Origin of the sequence: Secundilactobacillus collinoides DSM 20515 = JCM 1123, assembly GCF_001435975.1 — a bacterium.
Lineage (GTDB): Bacteria > Bacillota > Bacilli > Lactobacillales > Lactobacillaceae > Secundilactobacillus > Secundilactobacillus collinoides.
In genome coordinates this window covers 25,738-41,893 of sequence record NZ_AYYR01000043.1, presented here as the reverse complement: position 1 = coordinate 41,893, position 16,156 = coordinate 25,738, and the positions used below count along the sequence as shown (strand labels likewise).

At 43.8% G+C, this 16,156-nt stretch carries 16 protein-coding genes; 9 read left to right on the top strand and 7 right to left on the bottom strand.

What is annotated here, in order from left to right; genetic code table 11:
- Window positions 1-111: 111 nt before the first annotated feature.
- Entirely contained in the window at window positions 112-951 is an 840-nt protein-coding gene (locus tag FC82_RS07555; protein ID WP_056996649.1) for an AraC family transcriptional regulator, read from the bottom strand.
- A 410-nt stretch (window positions 952-1,361) separates the two neighbouring features.
- On the opposite strand from FC82_RS07555, the gene FC82_RS07545 reads away from it, so the two are divergent.
- The 4 genes from FC82_RS07545 to FC82_RS17155 all read left to right on the top strand — a co-directional run bounded on the left by FC82_RS07545 (window position 1,362) and on the right by FC82_RS17155 (window position 6,873).
- Window positions 1,362-3,734, top strand: a complete 2,373-nt coding sequence (locus tag FC82_RS07545; RefSeq protein WP_162260935.1) for a glycoside hydrolase family 2 TIM barrel-domain containing protein — start codon at window positions 1,362-1,364, stop codon at window positions 3,732-3,734.
- A 30-nt stretch (window positions 3,735-3,764) separates the two neighbouring features.
- Window positions 3,765-4,979: an MFS transporter gene (locus FC82_RS07540; RefSeq protein ID WP_054758901.1), complete on the top strand. Its 1,215-nt coding sequence runs from the start codon at window positions 3,765-3,767 to the stop codon at window positions 4,977-4,979.
- A 310-nt stretch (window positions 4,980-5,289) separates the two neighbouring features.
- Window positions 5,290-5,916: a B3/B4 domain-containing protein gene (locus tag FC82_RS07535; protein WP_235809194.1), complete on the top strand. Its 627-nt coding sequence runs from the start codon at window positions 5,290-5,292 to the stop codon at window positions 5,914-5,916.
- Between the two features lie 288 nt (window positions 5,917-6,204).
- The gene (locus tag FC82_RS17155; RefSeq protein WP_056996646.1) at window positions 6,205-6,873 is read left to right on the top strand and encodes a YdeI/OmpD-associated family protein; all 669 of its coding nucleotides are present in this window, start codon (window positions 6,205-6,207) and stop codon (window positions 6,871-6,873) included.
- 126 nt (window positions 6,874-6,999) lie between these two features.
- Here the strand turns inward: FC82_RS17155 and FC82_RS07525 are convergent, their stop codons facing one another.
- The 3 genes from FC82_RS07525 to FC82_RS07515 form a co-directional block, all read right to left on the bottom strand.
- Window positions 7,000-7,743: an ABC transporter permease gene (locus tag FC82_RS07525; protein ID WP_054758906.1), complete on the bottom strand. Its 744-nt coding sequence runs from the start codon at window positions 7,741-7,743 to the stop codon at window positions 7,000-7,002.
- An 11-nt stretch (window positions 7,744-7,754) separates the two neighbouring features.
- Entirely contained in the window at window positions 7,755-8,711 is a 957-nt protein-coding gene (locus FC82_RS07520) for an ATP-binding cassette domain-containing protein (RefSeq protein ID WP_056996645.1), read from the bottom strand.
- Between the two features lie 101 nt (window positions 8,712-8,812).
- A complete protein-coding gene (locus FC82_RS07515; RefSeq protein WP_056996644.1) occupies window positions 8,813-10,120 on the bottom strand; it encodes a DUF4097 family beta strand repeat-containing protein in 1,308 nt (435 codons plus the stop codon).
- Window positions 10,121-10,312: 192 nt separating this feature from the next.
- Here FC82_RS07515 and FC82_RS07510 point away from each other — a divergent pair, with 192 nt between their 5' ends.
- Entirely contained in the window at window positions 10,313-10,888 is a 576-nt protein-coding gene (locus FC82_RS07510; protein WP_056996643.1) for a TetR/AcrR family transcriptional regulator, read from the top strand.
- Window positions 10,889-11,130: 242 nt separating this feature from the next.
- Here the strand turns inward: FC82_RS07510 and FC82_RS07505 are convergent, their stop codons facing one another.
- Complete coding sequence (locus FC82_RS07505; RefSeq protein WP_054758981.1) at window positions 11,131-12,300, bottom strand: DUF2075 domain-containing protein; 1,170 nt, start codon at window positions 12,298-12,300, stop codon at window positions 11,131-11,133.
- A gap of 243 nt (window positions 12,301-12,543) precedes the next feature.
- Here FC82_RS07505 and FC82_RS07500 point away from each other — a divergent pair, with 243 nt between their 5' ends.
- Complete coding sequence (locus FC82_RS07500) at window positions 12,544-12,945, top strand: pyridoxamine 5'-phosphate oxidase family protein (protein ID WP_054758920.1); 402 nt, start codon at window positions 12,544-12,546, stop codon at window positions 12,943-12,945.
- A gap of 107 nt (window positions 12,946-13,052) precedes the next feature.
- Here the strand turns inward: FC82_RS07500 and FC82_RS07495 are convergent, their stop codons facing one another.
- Window positions 13,053-13,493 (bottom strand): OsmC family protein, encoded by a 441-nt coding sequence (locus FC82_RS07495; protein ID WP_054758922.1) that lies wholly within the window; start codon window positions 13,491-13,493, stop codon window positions 13,053-13,055.
- 421 nt (window positions 13,494-13,914) lie between these two features.
- Window positions 13,915-14,370, bottom strand: a complete 456-nt coding sequence (locus FC82_RS07490) for a hypothetical protein (protein ID WP_056996642.1) — start codon at window positions 14,368-14,370, stop codon at window positions 13,915-13,917.
- A gap of 234 nt (window positions 14,371-14,604) precedes the next feature.
- Between FC82_RS07490 and FC82_RS16885 the strand changes: the two genes are divergently transcribed.
- From FC82_RS16885 to FC82_RS07480, 3 genes are all read left to right on the top strand, one after another.
- A complete protein-coding gene (locus tag FC82_RS16885; protein WP_056996641.1) occupies window positions 14,605-14,856 on the top strand; it encodes a hypothetical protein in 252 nt (83 codons plus the stop codon).
- Window positions 14,857-14,982: 126 nt separating this feature from the next.
- Entirely contained in the window at window positions 14,983-15,144 is a 162-nt protein-coding gene (locus FC82_RS16735) for a hypothetical protein (protein WP_156405138.1), read from the top strand.
- A 46-nt stretch (window positions 15,145-15,190) separates the two neighbouring features.
- A complete protein-coding gene (locus FC82_RS07480; protein WP_054758929.1) occupies window positions 15,191-16,138 on the top strand; it encodes an NAD(P)-dependent oxidoreductase in 948 nt (315 codons plus the stop codon).
- The last annotated feature ends 18 nt before the right edge of the window (window positions 16,139-16,156 follow it).

Here is a 16,156-nt window from a genome sequence, read left to right as displayed (position 1 = left end):
GTATCATTATTTAGCATAAAAACTCCTCAGCTTTCTTTGCTGAGGAGTTTTTATGCTAAGAAGTCAAAAATACAGCCACGGGGTTTTAATTATTTTTTTAACCAAAATTGTTTATTTTGAATTATATTTCCCTCGAAATTCTGACGGTGTGATGCCATGTTTTTTAATAAATACGTTATTAAAATTTGTGCGATTTGAGAAATTTAATTGAGAGACAATTTCTGTAATTGATAATTTAGAGTACATTAGGTATTCATCTGCCTGTTCCATACATATTTTAATTATATAAGCATGAATAGAAACACCAAAACTTTTTTTAAAGACACGATTTAAATACTTTCCGTTATATCCAAAAGTGTGGCTGAGTTCATCGTATGAGATTTTTTGCTTTTTGTTGTCTATATACTGTTTTATTAATTCACTCAGCTCATTCGAATTAGAGCTTTGGGTTTTAATTGACTCAATTTTAAATTGTGATGAGTTACTCAAAGAATCTAATAATCTTATAGTTAGTCCGGCAATAAGTAGAGAATAGCCGGGCTTTTTTTGTTTGAATTCTTGTTCCAATCTTTGAAAACTTTCAGCCGTTGTATTATGACCCAATGTTCTAAGGAGAAAGGATGTATGCTGATCATTTTTAGAGTTGCCCTGATGGGATAACAAATTAGACATAACTGCATTTTTTTTGAAATAGATAGACTTTTCTTTTGCCCATTGATTGATTATTTCTTCGGGAATTCCTAAAAAATAAGTCAGTTCTTCGGAGTCCCTTCGCAATTCTAGATGATAGGTATTTCTATCTATTAGTAAAAGATCTCCAGAAAATAATTGCTTTTTTTCAGTATCCACTTTGACTGTGAGGCGACCTTTGTCAACAAAAATTAATTCAAAAAAATTATGCATATGCATTAAATTAAAATGGTTAAAGTAGTGAAATTCGGCTTCATTCATTGAGAATGCTTTGGTTTTATCAAAAAGATATTGATAAAAAAAGTGGCGTGATTTGTCTTGAGAAATTTTTGCAAAATAATATGAATATTTCTTCTAATGGATAAACTGTTATCGACTTTTACTTGTTCGTCTTGGTTTGTCTGTATATTTTTGTGAATCCAATATTCATTTTCCATGCTTATTCTCCTATTTTTTCTATGTTCATAATAACCGATTATGATTAATTAGTTGACGATTAAGTACTTAATCGTACATAAACCTTCCAAAAAGTAATTAATTGATACCCCTTGAGCATAATAACCAGGTTAAAGTAATATCCGTTGTAGAAAGCGTTTACAGGAAAGGGTAATGAATATATGGAACAAGAATGTATCAATAAGGGTTGGACCGTTCGAAATTCAATTTCTACTGTGGGTGATCAAGTACAGGGTGAAAAACAAATTGTGAGTAAAAAAGTCGATCTTCCATACGATGGCATGATTCACACTGTGCGAGACAAGCAAAATACCACAGGTTCTGACCTTGGTTACTTTACGCCAGAAGACTATGTGTATACGAAACAATTGATGATCGGTGATGATCAGAAAGGTAACGATTTTTTTGTCAAATTCGATGGTGTTTTTGGGATCACGACTGTTCAAATTAACAACCAGGTTGTTGGCCATCATAATTATGGATACGGCAGTTTTTTATTTAAAATCACAGATTACGTTAAGGTTGGCAAGCTTAATGAGATAAAAATCATCGTTAGAAATCGAGTACAACCAGCAAGTCGTTGGTATACAGGAAGTGGTGTTTTTGACAACGTGTTTCTCATTACTCTAAAGCCGTTAGATGTTTTACCAGACAAACTTCAAATTAGTACTGTAGGTGTTAATAATGATGTTGCCACACTTTCAGTTAAAGTCGCAATTCATAATCATTATATGGAAAGAAAAACGCTTTTTCTTCAACATGAAATTTTTGATGAGGCTGGTCATTTGGTTACGTCTAGAAAACAAAAGCTTAATTTGAAATCACAAAGTAATTTATCCACGTCTACGAGATTGTATCTCAACCACCCAAATCTTTGGAGTGCTGATTCACCATACTTATATCATTGTGTTACGACTTTGCTTGTTGGAAACGAAAAAATTACGATGACTCAAAGCAATTTTGGTATTCGGACACTTTCATTAGATCCCGTTAACGGTCTTCAAGTTAACAATAAAACAGTGAAATTAAAGGGAGGATGTATCCACCCGGATAATGGTTTATTAGGTGCTGTGAATATTGTCGATGATTTAAATAGAAAAGTTCAGTTGCTAAAATCCGCTGGATACAATGCGCTACGTTCAGCTCATAACTCAATGAGTCCGGAATTACTTGAGGCCTGTGATCGATATGGGTTGTACGTTATTGACGAGTTTGCAGATACCTGGACGCAATCCAAGACCTATTTTGATTATTCAGTATTTATGGATAATCAGTGGGCGGATGATTTACAAAGCATGGTTTTAAAAGACTATAATCATCCGTCAGTTATTTTTTATTCAATCGGAAATGAAATTCCAGAAACAGGTACAAATGAATCGGCGTTTTGGGCCATAAAATTCATTGATAAAATCAGGTCTTTAGATCAAACCAGATATATAACCAATGCAATTAATCCAACGCTGTCAAATATGGATAAATTGCCACAAATTACTGAATCTTTAAAGACAGAAATTCCAGAAAAGAATATTAATGATATCATGCATGATTTTAAAAAATTAATGCCGGTTATTAATACTCACCCTATCACTAGTGAAGCAATTTCTGAATCTGCTGATTTAGTGGATGTTGTCGGATACAATTATGCTGCTGCTCGATATGAATTGGATCATAAAGACTATCCGAATAGGGTATTCATTGGGACAGAAACGAATCCGCGTGATTTAGATAATAATTGGAAGCAAGTTGTAGATACACCATACGTCTTAGGTGATTTTTCTTGGACGGCCTGGGATTATCTTGGTGAAGTGGGACTAGGACGCATGGTTCCAGATACCGGGCACGAACAATTTCTTGCAAGTTACCCATGGTTAATCTCCTGCAGTGGCGATTTCGATATTACTGGTTATCGAAAACCCGTATCCTATTGGCGGGAAACAATTTGGGACAAAGAGAATCATAAACCTTATATAGCCGTTCGAAATCCTAAGAATTTTGGGGAAAAAATGTTTATTAGTAACTGGTCTTGGACTGATTCTAAGCATTCATGGACCTGGCCGGGTAGCGAAAATCAGGCAACTTCGGTTGAAGTTTATTCGAATGCCGATGAAGTAGAACTATTTCTCAATAATCACTCGCTTGGCCGCAACAGCATGTCAGCAACTAGGAGAAATTATTTCGTTTGGAATCCAAATTATGTTCCGGGTGTTTTGAAAGCAATCTCTTATTGTGATGGTCGTGCTGTGGGTTCTAGTGTATTGAGTACCGTTCGAGGACAATATGATTTGGTTACAGAGACACATTCATATGGAAGTCTCCGATACGTTGATATTTATGCCGAGGATTCGAATGGCACACTTGATATGAATGCTATTGATGAATTGACTGTTACTGGGGATGAACGTGTCACAATTTTAGCTTTTGGCACGGGAAATCCTAAGCCACTTGAAAAAATGTCAGATTTGACTCACCCGTTGTTCGATGGTCACGCTTTGATAATTGTAAAAATGGAAGATGGCCACAGCGATGCTCAAATTAGTGTTAAGTCTAATGCATTTAAGACAAAAGTGGTTTCTTTCAAAAATCACTAAAACAAAGTCATTAAAAGGAGCGTATTAGTTATGGAAGTATCTCATAAAAGCGTTATGTCTCGAAAAGTCGGAATTTTATCACTAAGTACTTTATCAATGATAACTTTGTGTATTTCACCATCCTACGCGGCCATTGGTAAAGCCTTCCAGGCCAGTAATACATTGGTTCAGATGTTAACATCATTGCCAAACTTAGCAGCTTTAGTAGCTGGACTGGTTATTGGGAAAATAGCAAGTACGAAGTTATCGCACAAGACTTTATCAATTATTGCGTTAGCATTAATATTGCTCGGGGGACTTTCTCCGCTAATTTATCACGCTAATATTGGTTTCTTGTTACTCTGTTCTGCTGTTATGGGGTTTGGCCAGGGTATGATTTCTAATCTTGTCCAGATTTTAATCACTAGTGAATTACCAGAAGATCAAAGGCAATCAACCATGGGGAAAAACACTGCTTTTTCTAATTTGGGAGCAATGGTTGTTATCTTCCTTGGCGGGATTTTAGCTGCAAAATCTTGGGTTAATAATTACATGGTGTTCTTCTTCCCAATTTTAATTCTGATCATTGTTATTTTTGCCCTTCCAAATCGGTATAATGAGCAAGTTAAAACAAATGACCAAAAAGAGACAACTACTGAGTCAAAATCAGTTTCACTTAATAAATATACTTGGCAAATTACTTTTTGTTCCTTTTTCTCAATGTTAATTTATAACGTATACGCAAACAATATTTCTATCTACATCACTGAACATCATATTGGAGGTAGTTCTCAGGCTGGGACAGCTTCAATGATCGGTTTATTTGGTGGATTAGTTTGTGGAATTTTTGTAGCAAAGCTTGCGAAAGTTTTTGGGGCCAGCACGATTGGCATTTCCTTTATTACAATGGCCCTTTCGTTTTTAATTGTGGGATTTACAACTTCCTTGATTGTTGTTATGATTGGTAGTTTTTTGTCAGGTGCCGGGTTAAGTCTATGTATGGCGCAATATCCATATTTAATTTCAATTTCTGTAGACTCTGCGACAGCACCGACTGCTTTTGGTTTTTATAACGCATGTTTAGCTTTCGGTGGTGCATTAAGTCCGATTATTATTAATGCCATTATGGTACCGTTTAAAAATAGTGCTGTCCTAAATACGTTTACAGTCAGCGGTATTATTGCACTGGTTATTGGATTAATTGTAATTTTTTCAAGATTTCAAAACAGAATTATTCAGCGTTCTCAAGACACAGATCACGCCTAATATCATTGGCTTTGTTAGAATAAACAACTGAATCAAATAACTTGTTTCAAAATATAAAGAATTCATCTGAAGTTGTTTTTGAAACTTTCAGATGAATTCTTTTGGTATAGTTGCACACAGACGGTTTTGTATATTTCACTGCAAAGGGTGGATTTACAATCATTGGCGACAGCATCATTAAAAATCAGAATATGCTAACATAATAACCATATGAAGGTGCTACGGAACTAGTTTTGAGTTAAATCCAGACTTAAATCACTTCATCCAGAAAGGCCGTCCTAAAATGTTCACGAGAAATAAACAGATTCCAATGACTATTAAACTAGGCGTCACGATTCTAGAATTCAAAAACGAGACGAAAAACGATGCGATGTGGGCAACCCTCCTCACGCCGCTGATTGATCGAATCAACGCTAACGATACCCTAGAAACTATTCGGCAGTCACCTGAGATTCAAGCAACCAAACAGGCCTATAAGGCGCTTGGTAAAGATCCGTCAAGATTTCGCCCTTCGTCGGACAGTTTGTGGCGCCGCGTTGCGAAGGGGAAGGGGCTCTATCAAGTCAACGCGTTGGTCGATCTTAATAACGCGCTCTCGCTGACCTTTAAAATGCCGTTCGGCAGTTACGATTTAGACAAAATTCAGGGTGATATCACGTTGACCAAGGGGCTGCCCGGTGCGCAGTATCCCGGTATTGGCAAGGATATGATCAACATTGAGAATCTATTAGTGTTAGCGGATAATCAGGGTCCGTTTGGCAGTCCGACGTCAGATTCAACGACTGCGATGATTAATGAGACGACGCACAGAGCTGCGATTATCGCTTACCTGTTCGATGTGGACAACGATGCGGCTGCGCACATTCAGGCGGAAGTTAAAGCGACCGCGGAAACCTACCTCAGTGAAGCCAGTGTGGTGGCACAACAGATCGTCTAACAAACCATCACACAACCACTAACCGCAACGACTTGCCAATTTGGTATCGAGTCTTGAACACCACGATTGTTCATTATAGCTGTATACTAAACGTGCGATGAACTGGATTCGAAAGGGAAAAATGTTTCATGTGAAACATTTTGAGATGGTTATATTGTGAGTCGAGTGCGACGTTGATGCTGATTCTAAGTTTGATCATACCGCAAAGCGAGTTTCTATCGATGACCATCAGCGCACGGATGTCATTTTGACCCATTGGCCATAGTTAATAGACGGAGGGAAACGCACATGAATGAATTGGAAAGATTGGGCTTCACTAAACACGACAACATTGCTGTTGAACATTTACCAGCTGAACTTGAGACCCAGTTTAGTCAGTTGCATATTCAACCTGAGGCGACCACTGCGACTGATCTGCTGGTGCTGTTTGGATTTTCCGTTCCGCAAATCAAAACCGCATTGGCGCGCATAGCGGATGCGCACAGTTTAACTGAGAACGGCACGATTTATCTCCTCTATCCGAAGATGGCCAGCAAACGGTATCCAGGGGTCAATCGTGATGCGTTATTTAACGGATTGTCAGTTAACGAAGATACTGGGGAAGTTGCCGCAACTGGGCTCAAATTTTCACGGATGCGCAGTTTTAACGCCGATTTTACAATGGTTGATCTCAAATGGCTGGCGTCATCGCCACGGCCAAGAACGACACCTTCACAACGGGTGGCGGACTATGTCGAGCGCATTCCTGAGTTGCAGAGCCGATTGCAGCACACCAGCGGGCAACAGCGCGCCGCAACGTTTTTTGAACAACTCACGCCGGGATACAAACGGGAATGGGCGAGATACATTTATGCGCCGGTCCGCGAAGCAACACAAACGAGCCATTTTGAGCAAATGCTTACGGCCCTGAATGCGGGTGCCCCCAACTGGGAAACGTATCAAAAACAACAAAAATAGTCTGGCCTTTGAAAATAGCAACTAAAGACCAAAAAGTCGCCATGTTTGCCTCGAAACTAAATCGGGCAAATCGTGGCGACTTTTGATTTGGGTAGTGATTTCAGGACGTCATCATCAGGCTTTGTGTTAGATGCGCAGTTTTCGGTAACTGTGTGTACTGATAAGCAGCCCAATCAGCAGCAGGACCAGTGAAACGGCAAAACCGCTCACGCCCCATTTTGAATCGAACGTCCCTTGATTGAAGGCCTGGGCACCTTTGACGACGTAGTACATCGGGTTAAACTGGGCAATCGTGCGCAACCAATGCGGGCCGTAGGAAATGGGCAGCATGACGCCGGATAATAACATGAGCGGCAGCTGGATACCGCTGACGATGCCGCCGACAGCACCCGTATTTCGAATTTTCAGGCCGACCCAAGCGGTCAGCGATGAGACGGCTAATGCGAACACGGTGCCAAGCAGTAACAAGACCGATAACCCTTCAATGTGGATCGTAAACCCGCGCCAGGCAGCCCCGATAATGAGAATGGCGGCGGGGACTAAAAAGCCGATAATATCGTAAATGACGGTGCCTAATACGTACGCAAAGCTGTTGATCGGCATCACTTTAAAGAGCTCTAAAATGTCCTGTGTGTCATCGTCAACAACGTACCAGCCAGTGCCCATCCCTGCGGAAAACGCGGTGAGGATCAGAATGCCGGGAACGAACTGATTCAAGACATCGGCCATACTGCCGGAGAATCGTTGCAGCAGCGGCGCAAACAGTACAAGATAGAGAATCGGTGTCATCAGGGTCATAAACAGCATTGCGGGTTGTTGAAACGACTTGATGAGCCGCCTTGTGAAAAAGAGCCAAGTTTGTTTAATCATGGGAATTCTCCTTATTTGGTTTCTTGGGTGTCACTGGTGATCGGTGCGTGACCGGTACGAGCGATAAAGACATCATTTAACGTGGGTTTGGTGATACTGAACGAATGGATCGTCAATCCAGCAATCGTGAGCCGTTGGAAAACCTCGGGTACGTTGGCCGCACTATCGGCAATTTCCATGCGAAAATCTTCGGCTGATAGTTGGTGTACGTTGCGGATATAAGGCAAGTCATCTAAGGGTGACGCTACGGTTTGGTCGTGGGCACCGATACTCAGCGTCAAAATATCACCCTGCAGAGACTGCTTAAGATGATCAGGCGTGTCTAGCGCGACAATCTTTCCCTGGTCAATGATTGACACACGGTCCGCCAACACATCGGCTTCGTCCATCAGGTGCGTCGTAAACAAAATAGTGAGACCGTTACCGGCAAGCTTTTTTAAATATTGCAACAGGTCCTTTCGATTTTGCGGATCAAGCCCAGTGGTGGGTTCGTCCATGAATAAAACGGTCGGCTGATGCAGGAGACCTAGCGCAATGTCGAGGCGCCGTTTCTGACCGCCTGAGTAGGTGCTCACGCGCCGGTCTAAAATGTCTGTGATCTGCAAGATTGTCGCGAGGGATGCCGTTCTGGTTTTGATAGCGGCATCTGAAAGACCGTATAGTCGACCGATCAGACGAAGATTGGCCCGGCCTGTTCGCGTGCGGTCACTGCTGCCGGTTTGGCTGATATAGCCAATGTTGGCACGGACTTGTTTGCCGGCCTTAGTGACATCGTGTCCGGCAACCTGCGCGGAACCGGACTGTACCGGCAGCAGCGTGGTCAGTAAGCGAATCGTGGTCGTTTTCCCGGCCCCGGACGGCCCAAGCAGGCTAAAGATCTCACCTTTTTCAACTCGGAATGTGAGATCTTCCACCGCGGGGACTTCCTTGTAAAAACGTGATACGTGATCCAATGTAATCATCGACATTAGTGTTTCCTCCTCATGTGATACTAATTATTAATCGCCTCAAACTAACACTGTTAGATTTTGGTCAAAAATGATCGACCGTCACTGCGGTCGATAAGTGTCTAGCGAACGTTAATGGTTCCGGATTTTGCGCGCACCGTCAGCCGGTATTCGGGATGGTCGCCAACAGTGCCTTCTTTTAGACTTAAAACGTTGTGTTCATACTGGGTTGCCTTTGGACCCTTAACGGTGCCGTTAGCGGCCTCAAGGTCAAAGAAATAATCGGTGTTTGGCATGGTTAACGCAATCGTGCCGCTGCCATTTTCCACTTGCCAGTCACCAGTGATCTGGTCAAACTGGGCGTTAATGGTGCCAGCGTGTCCGGTGATACTGCCTGCACCGTGAAGACCCATGCCGGAGAAAGTTCCGTTATCGTTCACAATGTTCAGAACGGGACTGGTCACATCGATCATATTAACGATGCCGCTTTTTTCTGCAAGCGTTAATGTGGTTTGAACGTCGGTTTTGGCGAGGCTGATCGTACCACTAGTCAGTTGAACGGCAAGTGTGGCTGCAGTGATCTCATTAAGGCGGACCGTCCCGCTATCAACCGTGAGCGACAAGTTTTCTAAGTCGGTCAGTGACTTTAAATCAAGTTTGCTGCGGTGGGCGCGGATCTTTATTTGGCCCTTGAAGTTTGATGGAATTAAGATGTCCAGGTAGACGCGGAGGCGGAAGAAGTGGGGAATTGTCCCCTGCATGATCTGCAACGTGTCACCAGCGACTCGTGTGCGTGCCCGATAATCGTCATTGGAACCAGTGATGCGCTCACGAATCAGCACTTCATCACCATCCGTGGGAAACACACTCAGGGTTGTGTGGGTCGCCATGATATCAATTGTTTTCAATGACGTGCTGTCAAAGTGCGTGTCTTGATTTGGCGGCAGCATCTCGAAATCGTCACCATCGCGCCACGAAGCCTCACTTAGCGGATCAGTCGGATCAACGCCGAAAACGTGGTCGCCGATTTTTAAACCGTTTGCGTCAGCACGCAGGGTTCGCCCTTCGTTCAACGTGATCCCCTTATTGTCGACCCGCATGGTTTTGCCGTCGTCCACGCGAATACCATCTTCATCAATGTCGATGTGGTGGGCGTGATGTGCGGTCTTGCCTTCATCTGTTGTTTGGGAAGCCGTCTTTGACTGATCAGCATCTGTATTGGCAATCAATGACGACAGCATTGGCATTTCGTCAAAGGCTGCTTCGACTGCCTCTGCGGGAGATAAGCCTTCCGCCGCTTTAGTTTGCGCAGCGTTGATCAGCGTTTGACGCACGGTGTCGTAAAGCGATACACGTGCCGGTGAACTTGGACCGTTTCCAAAATAATCAGTGAGTTGCGTCTCTACGAGGGTTTCAATCGTGTTTTTCATAATCTTTCAGCTCCTTTGCTGTAGGCAATCATTGGATAGTGATGAATTTACAAATCAATCTAACGGTGTTAGAATATAGTTAAATCTAACAGCGTTAGTCTAAGATGTCAAGTGATTTACTCGATATTTCTCAGTTTGGTTTTTGATTCTTTGGTAAAATGAACCTATCAGATTTAGAAAAGGGGATGCGATATGAAAATAGATAACACCGCGATCCTACAGGCAGCTATCAATATCCTCAATACAAAAGGCTTATCAGCGCTGTCGATGCGGGCACTGGCTGATCAGTTAAACGTCAAGGCCGCCTCGCTGTACTTTCATATTAAAAATAAGGACGAGTTACTGGAACAAATTTCCGAAGGGATTTCCGAGCGGGTGTACACGCACCTTGAGTCCATGAAAGACCCAGATTTGCGGCAACTAATGACTGTTTTTCGTGACGAACTCAAAAACATTCAGGATTCCCCGCAGATTTTTTCGAATACGGCACCATTCACGCCGTATCGGACAAAACTCATTGAGATCTCGCTGACCCATATTACGCGGTTAGGCATCGCGCCCGCGCACGCAACCGCAGTGGGGAATTTAGTGAACAACTATGTGCTGTCATTCGTGGCTGATGAACAGTATTTCGCGCGGGTCGATCAGTCATCGTTTGAAGCAACACCGTTTCAAAGTCCGATTGACATGGCCGAACCGGACCACTCCTTCGAGTTTGGCTTGGATTTGATCTTTGCCGGAATTGCGGCGAAGGGGACAGCAGAGTAGTTGTCCAGAAAGCTTCGCGATACGCAAATGGTTGACTAATCGTAGCAAAAAGAGTGGCTAAAAGGCGGCTTTGCCGCAAAACAGAAGCGCCCCTAGCTAAAAATCCAACTTGGATTTTAACTAGGGGCGCTTATGTGACTGAAACACAGCCGTTTATCGCATGTTTAGGCTAGGTAACTAGATGTACTATTGCGCACATTTTATTGCATGGCGACATTTTAGATCGGGTGCAGTCCGATAAGTTACTTTTCGGTATTGTAGAGTTCAATCAACCGTGCTCGTAAGGCTTCATCATAGGCGGTCAGGTAAAGCCCATACTTCCCGCGCTTGATCAGTACGTTCAGGACGTTTGCAATAAACGCCTTGTACTCATCACGGGAAAACTGAATATCCTTGCGTTTCTTGAAGACTTCCTTATGTGAATACTTTTCGGGAATCACCGTCATGGTGTCCGTTTTGGCATCGTAGCCAAACGATGGGCCGATGATCATGCCGACGTAATTTAGGTCAAAGCCTTGCAGTGTGTAGATGGTGCCCACTTGGGTGATTGAGCCTTCTCGCTTAGCCCAAGGTGTCCGTTGCGGATCCCATTCATCCCATGGCAGGCTGAAGGTATCCATTTCAACGTTGTGGCGGCCGTCGATACGCGGGAAACCGGACGTGGCAACGACCCGACTCATGCCGACTTCCTTGTTGCGGGTTTTAATGGTTTCAAACAACTCACCAGCTGTGTCGAAGACCTTGTATTCGAATTTACTGTTGTTTGGGAAAGGTTTCATGGGCTTTTCAGCTGTCAGATCATCCATCCAGGCAACTTGTTCGTTGCTGGCGACCATCCGGTACTGGAAATTCATGTCAAACTGCTTGTGCGGGTGGTTGCCAATCGTTTTGTACAAGAGATCCTTATCCCAGTACATCTTAGATTGGAATACCTGTTCAAAGTCGTACACGGCGATGACCACGTGAGCCAAGTTCAACAGGTCGGTCAGCTGGTTCTGGCCGCGGTAGTGTGCGTAAGGTTCGGATTTAGAATACAGCAAGTGTGCTTCGTCAACGAAGACGATGTCGTACTTTTTGTGGTTCTTTTCCGCATCGTTGATCAGCGATGTTGGCCGGCGGATGGTGCTGACGTCCATATTAGGGATGGCTGTGCCCATTTCACGATAGGCTTTGTATAATTCCGGGTGGTTAACGACCAACGCCGTCTTGTAGCGTTTATCGGTCATATACTGGCGGACAAGCTCCATCAAAACAACGGATTTCCCTGTACCGGCAGCACCTTCGATAACGGCGATTGAATGGGCCTTCTCGCTCAGCCCCTGCTTAATGTAACTGTTGATGTCTGTGATAACGGCCTTTTGATCGTCTGACAGGTCGTCGACGAAGAATTGCGCCTTTAATACTTTATTCATTGGTTTGGTCATGATGTACTCCTAATCGTTAAGTGTTCTCTTCTATCTTAAAAAAAGCCTTTTTCATTATAGCAGGTAAACGCAATGGCGCTGAAACTTCTTTTGGTTTCATCATGAAAGACTGCAGTTTTGGCGACGTGTGTTTGAGATGTGCGAATCGCGGGCGTCATTGAACACTAACGGGGAAAACAGCCTTATAATAACGGTCAGAATCACAATCTTATCTTTGGAGGAGACGATATAATGGCAACATTAACAGATGATATGAAGGCATATATTGCTCATAATTTGGGCTATCTCGCAACGGTCGATGAAAATGGCGAACCGGATTTAGGACCGAAAATGAGTTTGCGGGTTTTAGACGACCATCGTTTAATTTATAACGAGATGACGGGTAAAACAATCATGAAGGATCTTGACGCCAACGGCAAAGTGCTGGTTGCGTTCGCCAATTTGAAAGAAATGCGCGGCTATCGTTTCGGCGGTAAAGCCATTCTCTATCGTGAGGGTGAATATTTCGAAAACGCGCAGAAATGGGCGGAAGCGGGACACCACCCAGCACCGAAAGCAGCGGGTGTTATCGATATCGATACCATTTGGACGCTGGATCCAGGTCCGAAAGCGGGAGAATTATATCAAGGATAACAACGTCAAAAGGATCCATGCGCCAAACACTGTGTTGCACAGCAGTTCGCGCATGGATCCTTTTTTTGAGTTGTCGATTGTCTTAAGATGAATGGTCAAACGGGTGCTTATTCGCCCAATGTTGGTTCGTCGGTAAACTCATCGACGAGTTTGAAGGTGACATTTTCGTTCTCCTTCAATAATTTTGCCACCGGGCATTCATTCAATGCTTCATTGATGATTGCCTGTGCTTCGGTATCGGTGTGTTCCGGCATGCGGATCTGGGCCTCCACGATGAACCGATATCCAGGGGTGTCTTTTTCAATGTCTACCCGTGTTCGTAACTGTGAATCAGCTGCGGTGTGTCCACGATTTTCAACGATACGAATCGTGGCGTTAAAACAGGTAGATAACGCAAAAGCAATGAATTGTTCCGGGTTGGTGCCCGGCGCGTCGATCAACGAACTTGATACACCCAGTGCTAGTCCCTCGTCACCCTCAACAAAACTCGTTCCAGTTAAACCGTTATGGTTCTGAACAAACGTATGATACAAAGATTTTTCAGTCATGATGGTGCCTCCTACTCCTTTAATTACGCACAGTGTAGCAGGGTCGACCGGAAAAGTCTGGATTGGACACTTGATTTTAGTAAGTGTCGAACAAGTGCCCAAGAACGTTGTTGTATAGGGGACAGTGTTGGGGTTGTTCGTTGACAAGTGTTGACTAATTATTTCGATGTGAGGCATTTTTACATGACATTCAGATTTTTTACATGACATCGAAAAAGAGGATAACGCGTGATTCACATAATTGCGTGCAGTAAGCGCTGAACAAAAATGATAGTTTGTACCTGAGTGTTCACGAGACCCGTTTAAAAGCCCATGGCACTTTTACGTTCTGGTCTCTAACGGCGTCTCCCCACTATCTAAAAAAGCAGCCGGAAATTTATTGCTTGCCGGCTGCGTTCAATATTTCTTATTTGATCACTCGTTATGCTTTGTAATGCCATGGACCATATTTAACACTGATTTTTGTATAGTGTCCTTTTACGGACTGACCATACTCGCGTTCCTTCAATTTGTTGCCCACTTTATGAACGACATAGTACACTTTTTTGGTGCCTGGCTCAGTGTTATGGGCACCTTTGATGTAGTAGTAATGACTGCCTGATTTATGGTGGTAGACAACTTGCGTCAGTCGGAAAGGATCGGTGATATAACTGTGGGTTTTAGTATCATAAACCTGTTCATCGTTATATGTGCTCTTGCCAACGTGGATGTAATATCGCATTGAATGCGCCGTTTTGGTCCGCCAAACGCCCCTTAACGCGGTCGGTGTCCCCGCATGCCAAGTGGCTGCCTGCGTCGTGGTCGCAATACTAAACACGCCGGTAAACGCCAGCACCACCGTTGCGGCCATAAGATACCAATGATGTTTAACTTGCATAAAAACGTCCCCCTAAATTCGTCGTAAAGTAAAAGGTTATTGCATGATTCGATTATACTGCTATTCGAACCGAAAGAATATCCCCATTTTGTGATTGCTTTCAAGATTGCTTAACTGGGGTGTACTGAATGAAAATGAACGGGCCGCTATGCACGTTAAACTTGAAGCAGCTTTAGAAGCAATCACATTTGCTGATGAAGATGGCAGTTACTACTTTAAAAAACTGGTGAGATCGTGTTAGCCAGTTCAGCACTTGATGGCGACCTTGAGTGCAATCAACTTGATGCGTATCCTGATGAATCCATTGATTTTTCAATTATTTTTGAAATTGACGACCAGCAGATCATGGCAGACTTCACCAACAGACTCGCAACAGGACAACTGCCAAACGTTTTTGACCGTAGTATGCGCGGACGCGGGGCTTTTCACAGGTTTTGTAACACCTTGAACCGTTTTGAAATAACGGATAGGCGGTACCTGTTTTGAGCTGACGACAACTGGCGGCTGACCATCGACTGATGCCGTCATCACCGTATTGAATATGAAGAATAGTCTTGTTTCGCCTTTCCGCTTTTGCTGACTTATAATTGCTGGTAACAAGAGATTTTTATCATGACGCTAAAACTGGATGATGCTGGTAATGCCTTGGATTCGATAGATGATGAAAACACTTATTTCTATAATACAAAGATGAATGAACTGAAGGCGTGTTTTTCACCAGTGGATCCGGATGCGTACGATATTGGTGAATTCGGCGATCTGTTGGTGTCGTGAAAATGATGTTAAATATGATAAATCAAACAGCTAGGAGTGGGCGAGCATGCCAAAAATAGTGATATTAAACGGTTCCGTGGTGAATTACGACAATCAGATCGACTGGACGACCCTGCCTGGCGACGTTTTTGTATATGATGAAACGCCGCAGGATCAAATCATTGACCGGGTGGCGGATGCGACAGTGGTTGTGACCAAGGAAATGCCGATGCCGGGCGACATTATCCGCCAATTGCCAGCCAGCGTGAAGATGGTGTGCGAGGCTGGGACCGGCTACAACAACTACGATGCCGATGCGCTCAGGGAGAAGGGCATCATACTGACTAATATTCCAGCCTACAGCACGCAGCGTGTCGCTCAAACCGCCATTATGCTGATGCTGAATCTGGCCAGCACGATGCAGGAACAGATTCGCATGCTGGCTGCGGGCAACCATGATAATTTTGATAAACATTTAATGGTCAATCATGTGGAACTCAACGGGAAAACGCTGGGCGTGGTTGGCTTCGGCCATATTGGTCAGGCCATCATCAAAGTGGCCCAGGCCATGCAGATGAACATTCTGGTGGCGACTCGGACGCCACGCAAGGACTTCGGCGGCATCCATTTCACCTCGCAAGCAAATCTGTTTGCAACCAGTGATGTCGTTTCCCTAAATTTGCCGCTGAATGACGCGACCCATCATATGGTGAACAATCAGTTACTTAAGACGATGAAGCCCTCGGCATTCTTAATCAACACGGCACGGGGCGGCTTGATCGACCAAGACGCACTGATCGAAGCACTGCGAACACACGTGATTGCCGGCGCCGGTTTGGACGTGCAGGAAGTTGAACCGCTGCCGGATGACAGTCCATTGTTTGGCCTGCCGAACGTGATCGTGACACCGCATATTGGCTGGCGGGGATTGGAAACGCGGCAACGGCTGCTGAAAATCATCAAGGATAACATGACGGCGTACTTTGATGGCGAGCCAATCAACCGCGTGGTATAGCAGGTACGAAAGTCGGGT

What these genes read in the sequence shown, in the direction of transcription:
- FC82_RS07480 (WP_054758929.1), top strand. Translation starts at nt 15,191, where the DNA reads ATGCCAAAAATAGTGATATTAAACGGTTCCGTGGTGAATTACGACAAT.
- FC82_RS07540 (WP_054758901.1), top strand. Translation starts at nt 3,765, where the DNA reads ATGGAAGTATCTCATAAAAGCGTTATGTCTCGAAAAGTCGGAATTTTA.
- FC82_RS07500 (WP_054758920.1), top strand. Translation starts at nt 12,544, where the DNA reads ATGGCAACATTAACAGATGATATGAAGGCATATATTGCTCATAATTTG.
- FC82_RS07555 (WP_056996649.1), bottom strand. Translation starts at nt 951, where the DNA reads ATGAATGAAGCCGAATTTCACTACTTTAACCATTTTAATTTAATGCAT.
- FC82_RS07505 (WP_054758981.1), bottom strand. Translation starts at nt 12,300, where the DNA reads ATGAATAAAGTATTAAAGGCGCAATTCTTCGTCGACGACCTGTCAGAC.
- FC82_RS07510 (WP_056996643.1), top strand. Translation starts at nt 10,313, where the DNA reads ATGAAAATAGATAACACCGCGATCCTACAGGCAGCTATCAATATCCTC.
- FC82_RS16735 (WP_156405138.1), top strand. Translation starts at nt 14,983, where the DNA reads ATGACGCTAAAACTGGATGATGCTGGTAATGCCTTGGATTCGATAGAT.
- FC82_RS07490 (WP_056996642.1), bottom strand. Translation starts at nt 14,370, where the DNA reads ATGCAAGTTAAACATCATTGGTATCTTATGGCCGCAACGGTGGTGCTG.
- FC82_RS07525 (WP_054758906.1), bottom strand. Translation starts at nt 7,743, where the DNA reads ATGATTAAACAAACTTGGCTCTTTTTCACAAGGCGGCTCATCAAGTCG.
- FC82_RS07515 (WP_056996644.1), bottom strand. Translation starts at nt 10,120, where the DNA reads ATGAAAAACACGATTGAAACCCTCGTAGAGACGCAACTCACTGATTAT.
- FC82_RS07535 (WP_235809194.1), top strand. Translation starts at nt 5,290, where the DNA reads ATGACTATTAAACTAGGCGTCACGATTCTAGAATTCAAAAACGAGACG.
- FC82_RS17155 (WP_056996646.1), top strand. Translation starts at nt 6,205, where the DNA reads ATGAATGAATTGGAAAGATTGGGCTTCACTAAACACGACAACATTGCT.
- FC82_RS07520 (WP_056996645.1), bottom strand. Translation starts at nt 8,711, where the DNA reads ATGTCGATGATTACATTGGATCACGTATCACGTTTTTACAAGGAAGTC.
- FC82_RS07495 (WP_054758922.1), bottom strand. Translation starts at nt 13,493, where the DNA reads ATGACTGAAAAATCTTTGTATCATACGTTTGTTCAGAACCATAACGGT.